Source organism: Candidatus Mycalebacterium zealandia, from assembly GCA_014075295.1.
GTDB lineage: Bacteria > Desulfobacterota_D > UBA1144 > Nemesobacterales > Mycalebacteriaceae > Mycalebacterium > Mycalebacterium zealandia.
On record CP046180.1, the window covers coordinates 763,487 to 784,040 of the forward strand.

A 20,554-nucleotide genomic window follows, 5' to 3' on the forward strand; every position below is an offset into this window, starting at 1 on the left:
TAGATGTCGAAAAACTGTTTTCTACGGACATTCAACAGTTTTTGAAAGCATAAAATGTTTGGCGTGTCTGTTCTGCCATTTTCTTTTTTTGTGATTTCTTGAAAATACCGACAGTTTCTTTGTTCCGCAGTAAAATGCTAAAAAGCGGGATTCGGGATGTTTCAAGCCCCCTACTTCCGGGCGTATGGAAGAGATGTGAACAAATACCACTCCGTTCAAGTTGTCCTTTTTCTTAATAGTGCGCGGGAAAAAATGCGGAACGTGCGTATGCCCCGAAAGCCAGAGGTCAACCTTCTCTTTTTTCAGCACTTCGGTAAAACGCTGTGAATTCGTTATTTGTCTGTCGCGAAGTCCTGAGAACACAATGGAACTTCCTTCAAGCGGCGCGTGGGTCATCACGACCAGAATTTTATCTCTGTTGTTTTCAACGGTTTTCTTCCACCACTCAAAAGATTTGTCGCTTATGACGGTCGGCTTTGTGCCGTCTTCGTCCGATACGAGAATAAAAAGGATATTGCCGCGCGTGATTGTTTTATTGAATTTACCGATTTTTTTCCTGAAAAGCGCGCCGCCGTCCGGTTTGACATCGTGATTGCCTGCAATTTCATTCCACATTGTGATATACGATTTTGACCGCGTGGCGAGATACCAGTCAAAAACCTCTTCGCTCGCGGAATTGACAATATCTCCGGCGACCAAAGCCATGTGAACGTTGCTTGTGTTCAGGTTGAAGTCTTCAACGGCGTTTTCAAAAGCCCTTCTGTGCGAGGGGTTTACGGGCTGAGTGTCGGCAACCGCCCAGATTTTGAAAACGTCTTCTCTGTCAAATATTTCGCGCGGAAACGGCGCGCCCGCGCATGATGAAAACAAAAAAGAGGCGAGAACTGTCAGCAGAATGAGCGGACGCATCCTTTCGCCTTTTCTCCGCAGACCGAATCTATTCTCACTTTTAAATTGACGCCCGCCTTCAGGTTTGAGTCGTCAACCGCAACGGGTATATAGTTGTCCGTCATGCAGATTGACCGGGTTTCGGATATCGCCGGAAGAGTTCTGCCGATGAAACTTTCATAGAAACTTTGCTTTTTCACGGCTCCAAGTTCGCGCATTTCAAGACTTCTGCGTTTTTTAACCTCTTTGGAAACCTGCCCGTCCATCACGCAAGCGGAGGTGTTTTTTCTAATTGAATAAGGGAAAACGTGGAAATATGTGAGTTCGGAATCGCGCGCGACCTCAAAGGTGTTTTGAAACTGGCGTTCGGTTTCGCCGGGAAAGCCGACCATAATGTCGGTTCCGATTGAGGCGTCCGGCATTTCACGCCTTATCAAATCCGCGCAATCCATAAAATGCCCGGGTGAATAACGGCGTCTCATTTTTTTCAAAACGTCTCCGTCTCCGCTTTGAAGGGAAACATGAAAACTTTTGCAGACGGACTCAGAATCCGCGCAAAGCCGTATCAGTTCATCGCTCATGTCGGCGGGGTCAAGCGAACTCAAACGTATTTTCGGCAACGGGCGGGAACAGTTTTCAATCTTCCGAATCATTTCCACCAGAGACGCGCCTATGTCGGTTCCGTAACTCGCAAGGTGAATTCCCGTCAGAACCGTTTCCCTGTAGCCGTTTGAGTAAAGAGTCTCAAGCCGTTTCAAAACCTCATCCGGCGCCAAACTCCGCGACCTTCCCCGCGCTCTCGGAATTATGCAGAAACTGCAAGCGTAGTTACAGCCATCCTGAATTTTCAAAAAAGCCCTCGTGCGTTCGGGAAAGTTTTTTATTCCCGGTGATTCAAACTTTCTTTTCTTGTCCGAAAAAAGATCCGACACAAAAACCCGCGCGTTTTTCTGCGACTTGCCTTTCCTGACTATCTCCGAGAGCGCGGGAAATTTATGAGAATTTCCGATCACGTAGTCAACGTCTTTGAGAGAAGCGATTTCTTCGGGCGACACTTGCGCGTAGCAACCGGTTACCACGACAACTCCACGGGGATTTGATTTCTTCGCCCGCCGTGCGTAATTCCTCGCTTCGGAGTCCGCCTTGCCAGTTACGGTGCAACTGTCAATCACGTAAACATTGGCTTTGTCGGTGAAGTTTCCGTTGATTTCATATCTGCTTCGCGGAAGCCTCCCGAGCATCGCGGCGGTGTCATATTGGTTCGCTTTGCATCCCAGCGTTACCACCGAGATTTTGCGCTGTGCGTCTTTTGAATTTACCTGCGCCATTTGACCCCTTTCATTACGCGGGAAGAGCCTGTTTTATCCAGCCGCCTCCGAGCACTTCGCCGTTATTGTAGAAGACAACGGCCTGCCCGGGAGTAACGGCTCTCTGCGGCTCCGCGAAAGAGACAACGGCTTTGCCGTCCGCCCGGATTTCAACCATCGCTTTTCTCTCGGAATGCCCGTGTCTTATTTTTGCCTGAACTTCAATTTTGTTTTCCGGCACTTCCCGAACCCACGAAAGCCCCTCCGCCACAAGACCCGGATTGTAAAGTCCGCTTTCATTGCCAACGACAATTTTGTTGTTGCGCTCATCAATTTTGATTACATAAGTCGGGTCATCTTCGGGTCCCGAAGTTGCAATTTTCAGGCCCTTTCTCTGCCCGACCGTGTAGGAATGAATTCCCTTGTGATTTCCGACTTTTCCGCCGCGAGTGTCTATCATTTCGCCTTCGGGCGGAGCGTCATCTCCTATTTGTTTGGAAAGGAAATTTCTGTAATCGCCGCCCGTGAGAAAACACACGCCCATGCTTTCAGGTTTCTCGGCGACTTGAAGACCGAACTCCCGCGCCTTTTCTCTGACTTCGGGTTTTGTGCTTTCTCCGAGCGGGAACATCAGGTTGTCCAGTTCTTTCTGCTTGAGGGTGAAAAGGAAATAGGTCTGGTCTTTGCGGTCGTCAAAGCCCTTGAACAGCGCCTTTCCGCCTTTTTCATCCAGCACCCGCGCGTAATGTCCGGTTGCCAGAGCGTCCGCGCCAAGCTCTTTCGTGCGCCTGAGCAGAAGGTCAAACTTCATAAACTGGTTGCACAGAGTGCACGGAACGGGAGTTTGTCCCGATTTATATTTGCCGACAAAATCGGCGACCACCGTTTTTTTGAACGGCTCCATGTAGTTTGCGACATAGTGCGGAATGCCGATTTGGCGCGCCACATTTCTCGCGTCCCGGACCTCGTCAGCGGAACAGCAGCCCCCCGACGACTCGCCGTAATCCCATAACTGCATTGTGATTCCAATCACCTCGTGCCCATCATTTTTGAGCATCGCGGCAACAGTTGAGGAGTCCACTCCACCGCTCATCGCGACAACAATTCTTTTTTTCATCTTTTTAAACCGGCGTTTTTCGGGGTGACTGGACTTGAACCAGCGACCTCTGCGTCCCGAACGCAGCGCTCTAGCCAATCTGAGCTACACCCCGTTTCGTCTTTTCAGGGGACAATCATAACGGATATAACATTTTTTCACAGTTGAAAAAGCGGTTTTACAGCGTGATACTTTCTCAAAATGTCATCTTCCCGCTCAATTGGAATTTTTGATTCAGGCATTGGAGGACTTACGGTTGTCCGCGAAATGGCAAAGATTCTGCCGCGTGAAAAAATCATTTATCTTGGCGACACCGCGCGGCTTCCATACGGAACAAAATCCCGCGAAACAGTTGTTAAATACTCGCGTAAAAACGCGGGGTTTCTTGTTTCAAAAGGCGTGAAATTTGTAATTGCCGCCTGCAACACAGCTTCGGCGTATTCAATGGAGGTTCTTTCGGACAAGTTGTCCGTTCCGGTTCTCGGCGTGATTGAGCCCGGAGCGAAAAAAGCGGCTTCCGTAACAAAAAACTCCAGGGTTGGCGTTATAGCAACACCGTCCACAATCAGAAGTGGAGCGTATTCGCGCGCCCTTGAGTCCGAAAATCCATCGTTAGAGGTCGTTTCTCAGTCCTGCCCGCTGTTTGTTCCCCTTGCGGAAGAGGGTTTTCACGAAGGAGAAATTGCTAAAAGTATTGCTCTTAAATACCTTAATCCATTGAAAAAACACGGCGTTGATACAATAATTCTCGGCTGCACGCACTACCCTCTTCTGAAAAAGACAATTTCGGAGGTTATGGGAGAAAAAGTAGCTCTTGTTGATTCAGCCGAAGAAACCGCCGGAGAAGCGATGGCGGTTTTGAAGCAAAACGGGCTTTTGGAAACAAGCGGCAACGGTTCGCGGGAGTTTTATCTTACGGATGGCTCGGAAAGTTTTACTCAAATCGCCGGGCGGTTTTTGGGAGAGGAACCGCAGACAATCGGTATTGTGGATTTGCCCTAATTCGCGGCGGTATTAGTCGGCAAGCGCTTTTTTCAACTCTTCGGTGAGCGGCGGCAGAACATCAAAAAGGTCTCCGCATATTCCGTAATCGGACTTAGCGAAAATCGGCGCTTCGGGATCTTTGTTAATTGAAACAATTACTTTTGAAGATCCCATTCCCGAAAAATGCTGAACGGAGCCCGATATGGCAACCGCTATGTAAAGGTTGGGTGAAACCGCTTTTCCGGTCTGTCCGACCTGCATGTCGTAAGGGCAATATCCCGCATCCACCGCGGCGCGTGTAGCTCCCGCCGCCGCGCCAAGCATGTCGGCGAGGTCGTATATGTGTTTGAAATTTTCCTCGCTACCTAGCCCCCTGCCCCCGGAAACAACCTTTTCCGCTTCCGTGAGTTCGGGTCTGTCGGACTCTTTTGTTTTCATTTCCACAAGTTTGATTTTGAGGTCGTCCGGAGTGATTTCCACATTTTCCTGCACGGTTTCACCCTGAGTGGGAGCCTCTTCCTCTTTGAATGAGTTCGGGCGCACTGTCGCTATCATAGTGTCGCTTCCGTGAAAAGTTTGAGTGGAAATCGCGCGGCTTGAATGCGAGTAACGGTTTATGACAAGCGCGCCGTCTGCGAAATCAACGCTGACAACTTCCATGGCAAGCCCCGAACCCGTGTTTGCCGCCACGCGGGGAATGTAGTCTTCGGAAAAAGAGCTGTGCCCGACGAGCACAATTGCGGGCGAATGTTTTTTGATGAGTTCGGAAAGCGTTTTTGAATAGCTGTCGGGATTAAACTCTTTCAGGTGCTCGTTTTGCGCCGTGTAGATTTTCTGCGCTCCGAACTTTGCCATTTCCCCGGACTGCGAGGAAACAGAGTCCGCCATCACAACACCGCACAGAACCGCTCCGTCAAGTTTCGGCACGAGCCCGCGCCGCGCTTCGGAGAGCGCTTCAAAAGTTACTTTTCTTATTGAACCGTCCAGTTTCTGGTCTGCTACGACCCATATCTCATTTGCCATTTTTTTGAAATCCTCCGTTTGATTTTGTGAAGTCAGATAACTTTGGCTTCTTCCCTGAGCAGTTTTACTATCTCTTGAGCCGATTGCGCTATTTCGTCATTTTTAACCGTTGTTTCGTCCGATCCTTTGATGATTTTCAGTCTTCTCTCAACTTGCGGAACTTCAATTTTGATTGTTTTAACCCGTGAGCCGTTTTTGCCAACACTCTCACGCTCTATTCCGAGCGCGGTGAAATCAATGTCATCAAGCGAGACTTCCTGAACGGGTTTTTTCTTCGCCTTCATTATTCCCGGCAAAGACGCGTAGCGCGGTTCGTTCATCGCGTCCGGGCAGGTTACGAGAGCCGGCAACGGAACTTCAACAGTCGCACTTCCCCCGTCAACCTCTTTCTGGCAAATCATTTTTTTCTCGTCGGGTTTTATCTCCACAACTTTGCTCACAAGAGCCGCGTGCGGAATTCCGAGTTCCTCCGCTATCTGTATTCCGACTTGCGCTGATTCTTCGTCAATCACTTTCATTCCGGTAAAAATCAGGTCAATGTCTCCAATTTTTTTAATCTCGCCCGCCGCGACTTTGGCTATTGTGTAAGGGTCAGTGTCCTCAAAACCATCGTCCTTGATATGAACGGCTGAAGCCGCTCCCATGGCAAGCCCCTGCCTGATTGCATCAATCGCCCTCGCGGGACCGACCGACACGATTACCGCTTCGCCCCCGTGCTTCTCAACCGTTTGAATTGCTTCTTCAACGGCAAACTCGTCGTAAGGGTTCATTATCCATTTAATCCCTTCCGAGTCTATTGAATCGCCGGACGCGCTCACCTTGATTTTGGCTTCGGTGTCCTGTGTTTGAGTTATAAAAACCGCAACTTTCATTTTTGTCCTCTCTGTTGAGTCTTGTTTTCCGCGTGGGAAATGTTTGATAGAAACAAGCCTGCGGTTTATTATAGAGAATGACTTTTTACTGTCAAGAACCGCAAAACTCGAAGGTTCTGAGAAGGAATTTATGGATATAGCGGTCGGAAGCGACAAGAAGACGCATCTTACGGATTTTGTGCTGCGATATCTGGAGAAACGCGACGCCCGGGTCAAACTTTTCGGACCCCTCGCGGGAGCCGGCGACGAGTGGACGGATGTTGCGGAATCTGTCGCGCGTGAGGTTTCAAACGGCAACTGCGAACAGGGCATACTGTTCTGCTGGACTGGAACCGGAGTTTCAATCGCCGCAAACAAGGTTCCCGGAATACGCGCCGCGCTGTGCGCTGATTTCGAAACCGCGTCCGGCGCAAGAAAGTGGAATGACGCGAATATTCTGGCGGTGAGCTTGCGTAGCACTTCAACGCAAGTTGCCGCGGAAATACTTGACGGCTGGTTCAGTTCAGTTCCGGAAGAGAGTGAAAAGACGAACATAGAAAAGGTTTCGTTGCTTGAGAGGAAGTATTTTAAAAAATGAAAAAAGATTTAAACATTGCGGTGGTGGGAGCCACCGGCGCGGTTGGACGTGAGGTTCTTGAGATTTTTCCGGAACGTAATTTTCCGGTCGGTAATTTAAAGCTTTTAGCCTCGGAGCGTTCGCGCGGCAAAGAGGTTGAGTTTTGCGGTCGCCCTCTCAAGGTTGAAGCGGTTGAACCCGGATGCTTTTCCGGAGTGGATATCGCCATCTTTTCTGCAGGCGCTTCAAACAGTCGGACTTATGCTCCTCAAGCGGTGGACGAAGGGGCAGTGGTTGTGGACAACAGTTCGGCGTTTAGAATGGATGATGAGGTTCCGCTTGTGGTGCCTGAAATAAATGGGAGCGAGCTGGATGCGATTCCGAAAAAACGCATAATAGCCAACCCCAACTGCACGACTGCGATTGCCTCCATGGCTCTCAAACCCATCCACGACGCCGGAGTGGTTAAAACCGTCATAGCGACCAGTTTTCAGTCGGTTTCGGGCGCGGGCGCGGGTGGAATTGCCGAACTTGAAAACCAGATAAAGGAATGGCCCCGCGTTGCGAAAAGCGAAGTTTTTCCGGCACGGATATCGCTCAATATCATTCCTCAAATAGATGTTTTCCTTGACAATCAATACACGAACGAAGAGATGAAATTGCACAACGAAACAAGGAAAATTTTGCAGGCGGACATCAAAGTAAGCGCGACTGCCGTTAGGGTTCCCGTTATGAGGGCTCATTCGGTTTCAATGAGTATTGAGACTGAAAAACCGCTTTCTCCGGGTGAAGTGAAAAACGCGATTAACGATTTTCCGGGCGTTCAAGTTACGGTGGGAGACCAGTCCTACCCGATGCCGATAGACTGCTCCGGCAAAGACGACTGCTTTGTCGGAAGAATTCGCCGCGACATAGTCGGGGAGAACCGCATTTGTTTGTGGGTTGTGGGAGATCAGTTGCGAAAGGGCGCGGCGCTTAACTCCGTTCAGATAGCGGAGAGAATCGCCAATGTTTTATAACACCGCTTGATTTTCCACCGTATCTGAAAATACAATGACTAATTATTCGTCGTTTGCAGGGGTTGTGTTTGCATGTTTTCCGGTTCACTCGTTGCTCTGATAACACCGTTTAAAAAAAACCTTTCGGTGGATGAGTCCGCTCTTGAACGGCTCATTGAGTTTCATTCTAAAAACGGCACTCACGGGATTGTGTCATGTGGCACCACGGGGGAATCCGCCACTCTTTCGCACGACGAACACAAAAGAGTTGTGGAAGCCACCGTCAGAATGTGCGCGGGCAGGTTTCCCGTAATTGCGGGAACGGGCTCAAACAGCACGGAAGAGGCGATTGAACTCACGCGTTTTGCGGAGAATGCCGGAGCGGACGCCGCTCTTGTTGTTGTTCCATATTACAACAAGCCTTCTCAAAACGGGTTGTTTATGCATTTTGGAAAAATCGCTTCAAAAACCTCAATTCCGATAATTCTCTACAACGTACCCGGGCGGTCGGCGGCGAATCTTCTTCCGGAAACGGTCGCGCGCCTGAACGACAAATACAAAAACATTGTCGGGATAAAAGAGGCGTCCACGGTTGAACAGGCGTCAAAAATTATGCATCTGTGCGGCGGGAGTTTCACCCTTTTGTCCGGAGATGACTCGGTCAACTTTCCGCTTCTTTCGCTTGGAGGCAAAGGGTCAATTACGGTAACCGCAAATGTTGCGCCGAAGGATGTTGCAAAAATGCATAACCTTTACGCCAAAGGCGACGTTGCGGGCGCGAGGAAGCTTCATTACAAACTTCTGCCTCTGAATGAAGCGATGTTTCTGGAATCAAATCCCGTTCCGGTGAAAACAGCTCTCTCTCTTATGAAGATGGATTCAGGGGTTTTCAGGCCTCCGTTGTGCGCTATTTCACCGTCTAACAAAAAGGCGCTCGCTCGCGTTCTTGCCGGGTACGGTTTGATTCAGGGGCGCGTTTAATTGCCGATTGACGGGCTTTCATACGAAATGGAGATTTGGGCTCGCGGGCTTGTGCCGGCAGGCGTGGACGAAGCCGGACGGGGCCCTATCGCGGGACCCGTTGTTGCGGCGGCGGCAATTTTGCCCGAAGAGTTTTGCCTCCCCGAAGTTGACGATTCCAAGAAACTTTCCCAGGCGCGCAGAGAGATGATTTTCAGTTCTCTTTCGGACAGTGGGGTTGTCTATGCCACCGGAACTGCAGACCCGCGTGAAATAGACGAAATCAACATACTCAGAGCCACTATCAAGGCGATGGAGCGCGCAGTTGCCGCCTTGAAGGTTTCTCCGGACTTTCTTTTAATAGACGGAAACACCGAAACATCACTTCCGCTTAAGCAACGCGCCATAGTTGGTGGAGATGGCAAATGTATGTCAATCGCGGTCGCTTCAATCATCGCGAAGGTAACGCGTGACGGAATGATGAAGGATTTGCACAACAGGTATCCGCTTTACAACTTTTCCAGACACAAAGGCTATCCGACCAGAGAACATAGAGAACTTGTTGAAACACACGGCCCCTGCCCTGAACATAGAAAAAGCTTCAAGTTAACGGGATAGCGCCTTGAAATCATACAAACTCCTCAATATCATAGTTTTGAAGCAATGAGCGGCGCACAGGAAGCAAAACAACTCCCCGACAAACTTTACTTCAAAATCGGAGAAGTGAGTGAATACACGGGTTTGAAAGCCCACACCATCCGCTATTGGGAAAAAGAGTTTGTACAGATAAAACCGACCAGAAGGCGCAACCAGCGCATGTATGACAGGGAGGCAATTTTTTTGATTCTCAGAATTAAAACCATGCTTCATAAGGAAAACTACACGATTGAGGGCGCAAGAAAGAAACTCAAGCAGGGATTGCCTGTTTCCGATGGAAGGCAGAGAGACAAGGAAATCCTTACTGCGGTTTTGGAAGATTTGGAGCAAATCCTCGGGCTTTTGGACGACAAACAGTTATAATGCCCTCTTAGATTAAATCGGGGCGTAGCGCAGTCTGGTAGCGCACCGGTCTGGGGGACCGGTGGTCATCGGTTCAAATCCGGTCGCCCCGACCATTTTCTCATATGCCAAGCGGTATCAGAATACTCATATCAAACGATGACGGGATAAACTCTCCCGGAATTGCCGCCCTTGAAAAATCACTTTCAAATCTCGGAGAAGTAATTTTGGTTGCGCCCGACCGCGACAATAGCGCGTCAAGTCACGCGTTGAGTCTTTCCAGACCTCTGAGAGTTGAGAAAATCGCGTCCGGTAGATACAGCGTTGACGGTACTCCGACAGACTGCATCAACCTTGCCGTGAACGGTTTGATAGAAGGGAAAAGGCCTGATTTGATTGTTTCAGGCATAAACAAAGGCGCCAACATGGGTGATGATATTACCTATTCAGGCACGGTCAGCGCGGCTATGGAAGGAGTTTTATTGAGAATACCCTCCATTGCGGTATCTGTTCCCGGGAAAGACAGTTTTATTTTTGAACCCGCCGCGGACTACGCTAAAACAGTCGCCGAATTTGTTTTGAAAAACGGACTTCCAAAAAACACTCTTCTCAATGTGAATGTTCCAAACATGCCCGAGGACAAAATAAAAGGCGTGAAGTTCACCAAGCAGGGCAAAAGACATTACAACGAAAAGATAACCAAAAATAAAGACCCCAGAGGCAGAACCTATTACTGGATAGGCGGCGACGAACTTGCGTATCACAAAATTCCCAACACGGACATTGTTTCGGTTGTAAACGGCTGGATATCGGTAACGCCTATCAAACTTGACTTTACTGACTATTCGTATCTTGACACACTCAACGACCACCACAAGATGGATTTGAAAAAATGAATTTCCTCAAAAGGGTTTACCGCTCTTCGGTGGAAATTTTTTACAAGCCCGTGAATTTTGCGAGGCGTGTTTACGAAATGACTTTGGGGCTGGCCTCAAAGCCATACGCTCAACACTATCTTGCCGCGATTGCGTTTTTAGAGTCTTTTATACTACCTATCCCGCCAGACTTTTTTCTGTTGCCGATGTATCTGGCCAAGCCGTCCCGCGCGTTCAGATTTGCCGCCATATGCTCAGTGTTTTCAGTGCTTGGCGCATGTGCCGGTTTTTTCCTCGGGAAGTTTTTCTGGGAATTGACCCACGAGTGGTTCCTCAGTTTTATTTTCAGCGAACAGACATTCAATTTAGTTGCCGGCAAGTTCAATGAAAACGCTTTTGAGGCGATTTTACTGTCAGCGTTCACTCCTATTCCGTTCAAGGTTTTCACCATTGCGGCGGGAGTTTTCAATATCAGTTTCGGTGTTCTTGTTATGGGGGCTGCTATTGGCAGAAGCGCGAGATTTTTTCTTCTGGCAGCGCTTGCATGGAAATTTGGAAACGATATCAAGCCGTTTATTGACAGGTATTTCGGCATTTTGACACTTGTTCTCACCCTTGTTCTTGTGGGCTTTTATTATTTTCTAAAATAAGAAAAATAGTGAAAAACTCCGATTTGATGATTAAAATTCTATGAACAAATGTTGAAGTCATTTGAAAAAAATAAAAATAACAGGAGGCGTTCAAGAAAAAAACGTCTTGTAGTGTCGCTGAGTGTGGCATTGCTTTTTCATTTTGTTTTGTTGCTGTTCATGGGACTGCAACCTCTTTTTGTCGCCGTACAGGTTGAAGAAAAAGACGACTTGCTGCTTGAAATAACTGATTATGTGCCTCCGACCGATGATCCGGACACAGTGGTGGAAAAACCAAAGGCGTATTCAACAAAGTCGTACAATTCCCGCGAGGACAAGGTGAAATACGGAACTTACGGCACTCCAACTCCACCCACGCCCGCCCCGGTGTCCAAGGAAACCAAAGAAAGCGAAGGCGATGCGACGGAGTACGTAAAGCATGACACGCTTACCGTTGACGACAGTTCCGTTAAACAGTTGATTAAAGCGGTCGCGGAAAAAGAGCGGAGGAAAATCTATAATCAGTATGAAGACCGCCGTATCGGCAATGACGGGGACTACAGGGGAGACTCTGATGTGAACGATTTCAGCGTTCTCTCGCCGACCGATAAATACATTTCTTATATTCAGAAATTCAGAAGCCGTGTTCAGAATGTTTGGAGGCCCCGGCGGGTTTCTTTCGGTGGTCCGGAAATCTCTTCGGATATCTACACCGTTTTGCGCGTAGAGATACGAAAAGACGGGAAGTTGGAATTTGTTGAAATTTCGCGGTCTTCGGGGATAGCCGCCTTTGATCTTGAAGCGGTCAGAACCGTAAGAGACGCCGCTCCCTACAGCCCCTTCCCGGCGAGTTGGAAAGGCGAGTCGACTTTTGCTTTTACTTTCGGGTTTAAAATAGTCGACAATCTGTAATTTATGCGATTACAATCGCGGGCTTGTTTTTACCTGTTCTCTTCTTAACTCTGCCGACAATGTGCGCGCCTTCGCAACCCGTTTGTCGCAGTTTTTTCACAAGCGCGCCGGAATCCGCCGGATTGACACATAAAGTCATTCCAATTCCACAGTTAAAAACCCCGAACATGTCATCGTCGCTCATATTCGCGGATTCCTTAATAAGTTCAAAAATCGCCGGAATTTCCCAGGAAGATTTTTCAAGAACCGCGACATACTTTTCCGGCAGAGAGCGTGGAATGTTTCCAAGTAGTCCTCCGCCTGTTATATGGGACAGGCAATGGATATCAAAACTCTCAAACGCCTTCAAGACCGGGCGGGTGTAGATTTTTGTCGGTTCAAGCAGTTCGTCCGCGAGCGTCCGCGAAAGCCCGCGAGGTTTGGATTTAAGAGAAAGTTTTCCCTTCTGAAGAAGAGCTTTTCTCACAAGAGAGTAGCCGTTTGAGTGAATTCCGCTTGAGGGAAGCGCGATTATTTCATCACCCGCAACTGCTTTGCTTTGTTTTCCGTAGCGGTCTTTATCAACAATTCCCACCGCGAATCCGGCAAGATCAAATTCATCTTTTTTGTAAAAACCGGGCATCTCCGCAGTCTCTCCGCCCAGCAAAGCGCATCCCGCATCCGTGCATCCGCGCGCGACCCCTTTGATGATCTCTGCCATTTTGTTGGCGTCAAGTCGCGCGGTCGCGATGTAGTCCAGAAAAAAAAGAGGCTTCGCCCCGCTGGTTAAAACGTCATTCACGCACATTGCCACAAGGTCAACGCCAATGGTGTCCGCCCTGCCCGTGGCAAAAGCTATTTTGAGTTTTGTTCCAACCCCGTCAGTGGCTCCGACAAGATACGACCTCTTGTCGGGAAGCAGGTAGGCGCCCGAAAAACCGCCGTACGATTTCGGAATATTTTTTCCTTGAGTCGCTTGAACAAACGGCTTTATAAGGCTGACAAATCTGTCTCCCTCTTTTGTGTTAACGCCGGAGCCGGAGTATGTCAGTTTTTTTTTTGCCATTGGCTTTTTCGCCGCGCTACCACGGCAGTTTATTCATAAGTGGAGCGATAACCGGGCCGAAAAACGCGACTGTTACGATAAGGAAGATGAAGCCCGCTATGAAAAGAACGACGTTTGCGACAATCAGTTTTGTTAAGTTGTCGAGGAATCTGTCCATTCTTCAGTGCCCTCCGTGGTGCGAATTCGGTCCGTCAAAGAAAGGATCTCCAAAAGGTATAATGGGGAACCTGTTTAGGAAAAACAAAACGGTACAGAGAAAACTTCCGGCAAAACCGAGAGTAATCAAGACCTCATACGCTGAAGTTTGCAATGATGCCGTAAGTGACGGCGTAATAAGCAGGAATTTATCCATCCACAGTCCGCACAGAAACACCGTTGATATAAACACCGCGATAGGTGTTACGATTTTATGTGTTCTCGGCATAAATGACACAAACGGAAATATGAAACAGCATGTAAGAACCGCCCACGCAAAAGTCCGGAAAGGTTCTTCGGCTATTCTTTTTATAACAAAACCCGTTTCTTCAGGCATATTCGCGTACCAGATGGGCAAAAGCTGCGAAAACATCAGGTAAGCCCAGAGAAGAGCGAATCCGTTAAGCATTTTCCCGATATCCCAGAAGTGGTAGTCACTCAAATAGTTTTTGAGATTCAGATAACGTGAAAGCGTCGCCGAGACAATTATCGTCATTGCCACCGCTGATATAAGCCCTCCAATGAAATAGTATGGCCCGAACAGCGTGCTGAACCAATGGGGGTCAAGCGACATCATGAAATCCCATGAGAACAGGCTAAACACAACCGCGTAAGAGCCTACTAGAAAAGGCGCAAGTTTTTTGACGCGGGCAAAATCGGTTTTTGCGGGGTCAATATCAAGAAGTAGTGAGCCGCGGACGTATCTGTATGTCAAAAACAGCATGAGCGTGAATCCCAGAAGATTTCTCAGAACGACAAAAGGCATGCTGAGCCATACATCTTTCGGGGTGTGGTAGTGGTGATCGGCATAGGGAAGGACATGCTCCGCACCAAGGAAAATTACAATCAGCAAAACCATTGAGACGGGAAGAAAAGAGCCGAATGATTCACTTATCCTGAGAAAAGACCTGCCCCATCGCGCGTTTGTAATTCTCAAAACACACGAAAATATAACGCCGCCTTGAGCGACTGCCGTCCAGAAAAGGAAGTTGATAAGCAAGACGCGCCAGGCTCCGGAGGACTGCTCATCCGAAATCGCGGCAAGCGCGAACGCAAGCGCGCCAACCGCTCCAATGCCTCCGAGAAACAGCAAAATCCATTTGGGAACACGCCCGGTTTTACCCATCACGTCTTGCGCCGCATCAATTTTTTCCATTTTCTCTCCCCTGTCTGTTTTCCTTTGCTTTCTGCAAATGCCTTACGTAGTTGACCACATGCCACGCATCATCGTTGGAAGTCATGTTTTCCGCGTAAGCAGGCATCATCACCTTTCCGCCATACATTATGTAGGCGTAGATGTATCCGTCAGTCCGCGCCACAACTCCCGGCGCCGTGAGGTCAACCGGATAAAAACCGTGCCCTTTTTGAATAATCAGTCCGTCTCCGCCTCCCTTGACCCCGTGACATGAAACGCAGTTATAGGAAAAGAGTTCCTTTCCTCTCCGAACGGACCGGTCAGTCAGCGGAACAGGCGACTTCGCGACCGCTTCCACCTCTTCCCTTGTCATTTTTGGAGGTGTTTTGTCATTCACGGATTTTTGCGGATAAAGCACCGGTTTTTCATAAGGGTCAACCGACGGTTGAATCCACATATCAAGAGACCACGGGAAAGCAAAAGCGCTGTGCGGGGTTAACAGAACGCAAGCCGCGAAAACCGCTGTACGCACCAACAGTTTTACGCTAAGCGGAGTCAAACTTCACCTCCTCCGCTCCCCCCGAAAGCATAATTTCGCGCGCGACGCGGCTTGCCTTTTCATCGGGGCAAACCACCATCAAACCGAATTTGTCATCGGAAAATCTGGGGTCGTACATTGTAACGGGAGCTCTTCTGCGCAAAAGAGAGTTAATGAGCAATCCCATCAAGGTCGCTAGCGCGCCTATAAGAATTGTAAGTTCAAATATGATTACCATAAACGGCAGTATTGAAACCACTGGTTTCGCGCTGACCTGAATAGGCCAGTCGCTCGCAGTGATTGTTGTGAATGCCACACCGGACGCTCCGCCGAGCAACGCTCCTATGAGGGTGAAAAACCGCACGGGGCTTTCCGGTTCGCCAATGATTTCCTCTATTTCATGGCTTGGAACCGGCGAGAAAACCCTTATGTTACGGAACCCCTTTTCTTTCAAGGTCTTCAGACAGTCCGCGAGCGTGTCAAGATGGCCGTAAACCCCGAGCACGCCTTCTTGTTGTTTTTTACTCATGTCCGTGTTCTCCGTTTTTTTTGCGCGGAACGGGAAGGATTTCCTTAATCTCCGCTATTGCGATGGAGGGAAGCGTTTTCAGGAATATCAGGAAGAACATGAAAAACCACCCGAAACTGCCCATTGTGAGACCGGCTTCCACCCATGAAATTTTGTAAACACCCCAGACTGCGGGGTCAAAATCACGCGAAAGGGAAATCACAATTATGTTAAAACGTTCAAACCACATTCCTATGTTTATAAAGATTGAGATGACAAACAGAATTGCCAGATTGTGGCGAAACCTTTTGAACCACAGAAGAACCGGAATCACTACATTGCAAATCACCATTGTCCAGTAGAAAGGCGCGTATTCTCCAACCGCCCTGTATACAAACTGCTCCCATTCGGCGGGAACTCCGCTATACCACGCGAATAGAAATTCCACGCCGTACGCATATCCGATTATCAGCGAAGTAAAGATTATTAGTTTTGCCATTCCGTCAAAGTTGTCCATCGTGATGTAATCCTCAAGATGGAAAATCTTCCGTATAGGTATGGCGAGGGTTATTACCATCGCGAGTCCTGAAAAAATTGCTCCGGCAACAAAATACGGCGCGAATATGGTTGTGTGCCAGCCGGGAAGACTTGCCATTGCGAAGTCCCAGGACACAACGCTGTGAACCGAAAGAACAAGAGGGGTCGCGAAAGCGGCGAAATACAGATACGCCCTAGTGTAGTGAAGCCATTCCCAGTTTGAGCCCTTCCAGCCGAGTGAAAGAAGCGAGTAGATAATTTTGCGCGTTTTCCCCGTCACTTTGTCTCTTATCGCCGCGAGGTCCGGAATCATTCCGACAAAGAAGAAAATGGAACTGACCGTAAGGTATGTGCTGACGGCAAAAACATCCCACAAAAGTGGTGATTTGAAATTGACCCAAAGCTCACGCTGGTTGGGATACGGAAAAAGCCAATAAAAATTCCACGGACGCCCGAGATGGATTATCGGGAACAGTCCCGCGGTCAGAACCGCGAAAACCGTCATTGCTTCAGCAAGGCGGTAGATGGACATTCTAAACCTTGCCCTGAAAAGGAAAAGTACGGCGGAAATCAATGTTCCCGAATGGGCTATTCCAACCCAGAAAACAAAGTCTGTTATGTATATCCCCCAGAAAACCGGATGGCGGAACCCTGCCACTCCAAGCCCCGTGTAAACTTGATAGAGAAAGGAAAACAAACCTATGCCGACAAAAAACAGAGCGGTGCCGAACAGCAACGCCCACTGTCTGGAAGGTTTTTCCAGAATCCTTACGACATCGGCTGTAACCTTTGAATATGTCAGCCTGTTTTGTTTGTTTTCCACTTTGCCGACCGCTTGCTTCGTCTTACGACTGAACCACCTCTTTTAGATACGTTACTGCGGGCTTTGTATTTACTTCTTCAAACAGTTTGTAGCCCCTCTCGTTGTGAGATGACACCGAGACCTTGCTCTGAGGGTCAAGCAAATTGCCGAAATCTATGGCGTTTGTTGCGCAGGTCTGTTGACACGCCGTCACCACGTCGCCGTCTCTTACTCCACGCCCTTCATCTTTTGCCGTGTCGTGAGCGCTTCTTATCCTCTGGACGCAGAAACTGCATTTTTCCATCACTCCCTTGGTTCTGACAGTAACATCGGGGTTGAACTGCCAGTTGAGCGGTTCAGGCACTTTGTATGAATACCAGTTGAACTTCCTAACTTTATAAGTGCAGTTGTTGGCACAGTATCTTGTGCCCACACAACGATTGTAAATCATTCCATTCAAGCCTTCGTGGTTATGGTAGGTTGCAAAAACGGGGCATACCGGCTCACATGGGGCGTTCCCGCAATGCTGGCATGGGACCGGGACAAACCGTGCCGTTACTTCGCCGTTAGGGTTTTTCTCAAAGAATCTGTCTATTCTCAGCCACGCCATATCCCTGCGCCGCGCGACCTGTTCTTTGCCAACAAACGGAATATTGTTCTCCGCGTAACACGCTGTCACACACGCGCCGCAACCCGTGCATTTGGAGAGGTCAACCGACATTCCCCATCTGTATTCCTCGTATTCCAAGTCCGGGTACAAATCAGGGTGATGCTTGTCGCCGTGTCCATTTTCGTGTTTGTGCCCAAGGTCGTGAATATCAACCGTTCGCGCCACTCCTCTGCCTTCCTGAGATGTTGTGTATTGTGTGCGTACAAGTAGGGAGTCTTTGCCGGTCGGTGTTACTTTTACCTTTGTGGAAAACCACGCGTAGCCGCCGGAAAGTACATCAGATGCCGGAGACATTATCTTCATCGGGCTTACCCCTCTGTCCTGTGCGTATCTTCCGTATTCTTCGTGTCCCTGCCCGATTGGAATTGCCACCGTGTCCGGGGACATGCCCTCATTGACAAACACCTGCGTTTCAACCGCGCCGAAAGCAGATTCAATCTTTACAAAAGATCCAGTCCGAACTTCCATTGCTTTCGCCGTTTCAGGACTGATTTCCGCCCATGAGTCCCACACGACCGAAGTAAGTGAGTCGGGCAATTCCTGCAACCAGGGTTTGTTCGCTCCTCTGCCGTCGTAGAGTTTCGCAGACGGGAAAGGCATGAGATACATATCTCCGTCTCCATGGAAATCCGCTTCCCTGCCAGAGAATGAAAACAGTCTCATTCTCCCGGAAAGAGAGGCTTTTCCGCCGGAGAGCGCGGTAGGCACACCGCCTTTCTTGAGAGTTTCGCTCCAGAAAGTTTCAAAAGGCGTTTCCGGAAAAATTTTTGCGCCCAGTTTTTTCCAATACTCCCTCATAAAAGAGTAGTAGTCCGTGACTGCAAACAGTTTTGCGGTTGCTTCCATCTTCTTGCTGACCGAAATTATTACGTCTCCGGACGCTTTGGTGTTAAAAACTCTTGAAACTGCTGGCTGGGTTATGCCGTGGAAACTTGCCCGTGCCTTGAAATCGCCCCAACTCTCAAGGGGATGATTGTCCGGCATCACAAGCGAACACATCTGTGTGGTTTCGTCCATAAACGGCGAAAAACTTACGGTGAACGGAACGTTTTTCATCGCTTTTGCAAATCCCGCTGACTGCGGAAGCGAGAACACCGGATTTACACCTCTGATAATAAGTGCGTCCACTTCGCCATTTTGCATGTCTTTGATTAGTGCAGTGATTTCCTCGTATGAGGTTGAGCTCGAAGTCGCGAGAGTATCCGCAAAATTGATTGTCTCGTTCAGGTTGCCTGAAAGGTAGTTCAGTATGTTGATGGCGACAAGCAGTTCGGTCGCGTTTGAAGCGGTTGTCGCCGCGCCGCCGCCGATTGCCAGACTCTTTTTTGAAATCATCTCTTCGGCGATTTCGTTGATGGTTTCAACGGGAACGGATGTTTTTTCCGCGGCTTTTTCAGGGGTGTATTCCCGTACCAGTTGGAGCAGATAGTCTTCGGCTCTGGTTTTCCGGGACATTACGTTTGCTATCGCAAGAGCCAGATCAATTTCCGTTCCGGGGTTGATTTGAATCATGCGGTCAGCGTTTGCGCCCGTCATTGACATCCGCGGCTCAACTTGAACCACCTTGCCGGTTTTGCCTTTTTTAACTTCGCGCAAACTGCCAAACCCTTTGCCGTTATATGTTGGCGACAGCCAGGTTTCAAGGAAGTCCGCCCCGAAAGAAAGTAGGTATTCGGCTTTTCCTATTTCGTAGGAAGGTATGGAGTTCAAACCGAAAACAATCTCGTTCGCTTTTTTAATAGGCTCGTGTGAAAAGGTTTCGTAGGAATATCTTCTTGCTCCGATTGAATCCGTCCAGATGTTCAGCAACTCGTCGTAAGACCCGGGCGATACTCCGTCGAGATACACTACACGCCGTCCTTTTCCTTGCGAAACGAGTTCTCCAATTTTTTCGGCAACTGTTTTTTCCGCGTCTTTCCATGTTGCGGAACGAAATTTCCCGTCTTCATTTTTCGCAAGAGGGGACTTGATTCTGTCCGGATTGTAGACTCCCTGCAGGGCGGCTTGTCCTGAAGCGCACAACGCGCCGGAGTTTATCGGGTTGTCGGGGTTGCCTTCCATTTTAATAGCGCGCCCTTCCCTTGTTTTTACAATCACTCCGCATCCCGCCGGACATTCTCGGCAGGTGCTTGAATAGTAGTCGGGCACTCCCGGAATGGTGTTTTCAGGCGGAATGACATACGGAATAATCTGCTCAACCGGCTCAGGCGAACACCCGCCCGATGCCGCCGCGACCCCGCCCGTCACGCCGATTACTTTCAGGAAATCCCTTCTGGTTATTCCCTGTTTGCCAGTTTTGTCTTTAGTTTCGTCAGACACTTTATTCCTCCGTCAGGCGTTGCTTAATAATGGCAAGTCAAACAGTCCTTCAGCTGCTTCTCGTGGTATTCATCACGGGCGTTCTGCTCATGACACGATATGCAGAATCCCATATTGAGCCGCTCCGTTTTTCTTACCACATCCATTTTCTCAACCTCGCCGTGACAGGTTACGCACTCAATGCCCTGTTTGATGTGGCGTTTGTGGTTGAACTGAACATACTCAGCCATCGGCGAGACTTTTATCCAGGGAATCGGCTCTTTTCTGTCCCAGTATTCCCGCACCTTCGCTATTTCTCCGCGTATGTTGATGACCGTGCCATCATCGGCTTTATATTCAACGTCTCTGCCCCTGATTTGTGAATGACACCCCATACATTTTTGAACCGAAGGAATGCCCGGATGCGTGGACACATCCACATAACTGTGGCAGGTCCGGCAATCTATTTTATTGTCTCCCGCATGGATTTTGTGACTGAAAAGAATAGGCTGTTCAGGCCCCCTTTGCTCCGCCGCACTTTGCTGTAAAACAGAGATGGAAGCAAGCCCGCAGATTGCAAGAAAAAATGCGACGGTTCCTTTTAAGGTTGCTTTCATCTGCAGGTGTTAAGACCTTTTTGTTTTGAAATATTTTTCAACTTCGCAACTCAGTTACGCGCGTCAAATGCCCTAAACTAACACACTTGCTCCGTGTGTCAAATAGCCGT

General features: G+C 48.9%; 22 protein-coding genes and 2 tRNA genes. 10 read left to right on the forward strand and 14 right to left on the reverse strand.

The window, feature by feature from the left end; genetic code table 11:
* Positions 1-21 precede the first annotated feature (21 nt).
* From GKS04_03755 to GKS04_03770, 4 genes are all read right to left on the reverse strand, one after another.
* Positions 22-909, reverse strand: a complete 888-nt coding sequence (locus GKS04_03755; protein QMU56276.1) for a hypothetical protein — start codon at positions 907-909, stop codon at positions 22-24.
* On the reverse strand, positions 888-2,216 hold the full coding sequence (gene mtaB / locus GKS04_03760) for a tRNA (N(6)-L-threonylcarbamoyladenosine(37)-C(2))-methylthiotransferase MtaB (GenBank protein QMU56277.1): 1,329 nt from the start codon (positions 2,214-2,216) through the stop codon (positions 888-890). Before mtaB ends, GKS04_03755 begins: the two co-directional genes overlap by 22 nt.
* 13 nt (positions 2,217-2,229) lie before the next feature.
* Complete coding sequence (gene mnmA / locus GKS04_03765) at positions 2,230-3,312, reverse strand: tRNA 2-thiouridine(34) synthase MnmA (GenBank protein ID QMU56278.1); 1,083 nt, start codon at positions 3,310-3,312, stop codon at positions 2,230-2,232.
* Between the two features lie 19 nt (positions 3,313-3,331).
* Positions 3,332-3,406: transfer RNA gene (locus GKS04_03770), tRNA-Pro, on the reverse strand.
* An 86-nt stretch (positions 3,407-3,492) separates the two neighbouring features.
* Between GKS04_03770 and GKS04_03775 the strand changes: the two genes are divergently transcribed.
* The gene (locus GKS04_03775) at positions 3,493-4,293 is read left to right on the forward strand and encodes a glutamate racemase (GenBank protein ID QMU56279.1); all 801 of its coding nucleotides are present in this window, start codon (positions 3,493-3,495) and stop codon (positions 4,291-4,293) included.
* A gap of 12 nt (positions 4,294-4,305) precedes the next feature.
* Here GKS04_03775 and GKS04_03780 read toward each other — a convergent pair whose 3' ends face one another.
* Together GKS04_03780 and GKS04_03785 are read right to left on the reverse strand one after the other, a co-directional pair.
* Positions 4,306-5,298, reverse strand: coding sequence for an electron transfer flavoprotein subunit alpha/FixB family protein (locus tag GKS04_03780; GenBank protein ID QMU56280.1), 993 nt, complete (start codon positions 5,296-5,298; stop codon positions 4,306-4,308).
* A 32-nt stretch (positions 5,299-5,330) separates the two neighbouring features.
* Positions 5,331-6,170 carry an electron transfer flavoprotein subunit beta gene (locus GKS04_03785; GenBank protein QMU56281.1) on the reverse strand — a complete coding sequence of 280 codons (840 nt, stop codon included), beginning with the start codon at positions 6,168-6,170 and terminating at the stop codon, positions 5,331-5,333.
* 130 nt (positions 6,171-6,300) lie between these two features.
* On the opposite strand from GKS04_03785, the gene GKS04_03790 reads away from it, so the two are divergent.
* The 9 genes from GKS04_03790 (at position 6,301) to GKS04_03830 (ending at position 12,099) form a co-directional block, all read left to right on the forward strand.
* On the forward strand, positions 6,301-6,747 hold the full coding sequence (locus GKS04_03790) for an RpiB/LacA/LacB family sugar-phosphate isomerase (protein QMU56282.1): 447 nt from the start codon (positions 6,301-6,303) through the stop codon (positions 6,745-6,747).
* The gene (locus GKS04_03795; GenBank protein ID QMU56283.1) at positions 6,744-7,745 is read left to right on the forward strand and encodes an aspartate-semialdehyde dehydrogenase; all 1,002 of its coding nucleotides are present in this window, start codon (positions 6,744-6,746) and stop codon (positions 7,743-7,745) included. The genes GKS04_03790 and GKS04_03795 overlap by 4 nt, the downstream gene beginning before the upstream one ends.
* A 72-nt stretch (positions 7,746-7,817) precedes the next feature.
* A complete protein-coding gene (locus GKS04_03800; protein ID QMU56284.1) occupies positions 7,818-8,705 on the forward strand; it encodes a 4-hydroxy-tetrahydrodipicolinate synthase in 888 nt (295 codons plus the stop codon).
* A 27-nt stretch (positions 8,706-8,732) separates the two neighbouring features.
* A complete protein-coding gene (locus tag GKS04_03805) occupies positions 8,733-9,302 on the forward strand; it encodes a ribonuclease HII (protein QMU56692.1) in 570 nt (189 codons plus the stop codon).
* Between the two features lie 45 nt (positions 9,303-9,347).
* Positions 9,348-9,704, forward strand: coding sequence for a MerR family transcriptional regulator (locus GKS04_03810; protein QMU56285.1), 357 nt, complete (start codon positions 9,348-9,350; stop codon positions 9,702-9,704).
* Positions 9,705-9,722: 18 nt separating this feature from the next.
* A tRNA-Pro gene (locus GKS04_03815) sits at positions 9,723-9,799 on the forward strand.
* Positions 9,800-9,808: 9 nt separating this feature from the next.
* Positions 9,809-10,579 carry a 5'/3'-nucleotidase SurE gene (gene surE / locus GKS04_03820; protein ID QMU56286.1) on the forward strand — a complete coding sequence of 257 codons (771 nt, stop codon included), beginning with the start codon at positions 9,809-9,811 and terminating at the stop codon, positions 10,577-10,579.
* Positions 10,576-11,208 (forward strand): DedA family protein, encoded by a 633-nt coding sequence (locus tag GKS04_03825; protein ID QMU56287.1) that lies wholly within the window; start codon positions 10,576-10,578, stop codon positions 11,206-11,208. Before surE ends, GKS04_03825 begins: the two co-directional genes overlap by 4 nt.
* Before the next feature lie 159 nt (positions 11,209-11,367).
* On the forward strand, positions 11,368-12,099 hold the full coding sequence (locus GKS04_03830; GenBank protein QMU56693.1) for a TonB family protein: 732 nt from the start codon (positions 11,368-11,370) through the stop codon (positions 12,097-12,099).
* Position 12,100: 1 nt separating this feature from the next.
* Here the strand turns inward: GKS04_03830 and GKS04_03835 are convergent, their stop codons facing one another.
* From GKS04_03835 to GKS04_03870, 8 genes are all read right to left on the reverse strand, one after another.
* Positions 12,101-13,144: a phosphoribosylformylglycinamidine cyclo-ligase gene (locus GKS04_03835; protein QMU56288.1), complete on the reverse strand. Its 1,044-nt coding sequence runs from the start codon at positions 13,142-13,144 to the stop codon at positions 12,101-12,103.
* Between the two features lie 16 nt (positions 13,145-13,160).
* Entirely contained in the window at positions 13,161-13,301 is a 141-nt protein-coding gene (locus GKS04_03840) for a hypothetical protein (GenBank protein ID QMU56289.1), read from the reverse strand.
* A gap of 3 nt (positions 13,302-13,304) precedes the next feature.
* Positions 13,305-14,495 carry a hypothetical protein gene (locus tag GKS04_03845; protein ID QMU56290.1) on the reverse strand — a complete coding sequence of 397 codons (1,191 nt, stop codon included), beginning with the start codon at positions 14,493-14,495 and terminating at the stop codon, positions 13,305-13,307.
* Positions 14,482-14,931 (reverse strand): c-type cytochrome, encoded by a 450-nt coding sequence (locus GKS04_03850; protein ID QMU56291.1) that lies wholly within the window; start codon positions 14,929-14,931, stop codon positions 14,482-14,484. The genes GKS04_03845 and GKS04_03850 overlap by 14 nt, the downstream gene beginning before the upstream one ends.
* 88 nt (positions 14,932-15,019) lie before the next feature.
* The gene (locus GKS04_03855) at positions 15,020-15,541 is read right to left on the reverse strand and encodes a DUF3341 domain-containing protein (protein ID QMU56292.1); all 522 of its coding nucleotides are present in this window, start codon (positions 15,539-15,541) and stop codon (positions 15,020-15,022) included.
* Complete coding sequence (locus GKS04_03860; protein ID QMU56293.1) at positions 15,534-16,880, reverse strand: hydrogenase; 1,347 nt, start codon at positions 16,878-16,880, stop codon at positions 15,534-15,536. The genes GKS04_03855 and GKS04_03860 overlap by 8 nt, the downstream gene beginning before the upstream one ends.
* A gap of 22 nt (positions 16,881-16,902) precedes the next feature.
* Positions 16,903-19,848, reverse strand: a complete 2,946-nt coding sequence (locus GKS04_03865; protein QMU56294.1) for a molybdopterin-dependent oxidoreductase — start codon at positions 19,846-19,848, stop codon at positions 16,903-16,905.
* Positions 19,849-19,871: 23 nt separating this feature from the next.
* On the reverse strand, positions 19,872-20,444 hold the full coding sequence (locus GKS04_03870) for a hypothetical protein (protein ID QMU56295.1): 573 nt from the start codon (positions 20,442-20,444) through the stop codon (positions 19,872-19,874).
* Positions 20,445-20,554: the final 110 nt, after the last annotated feature.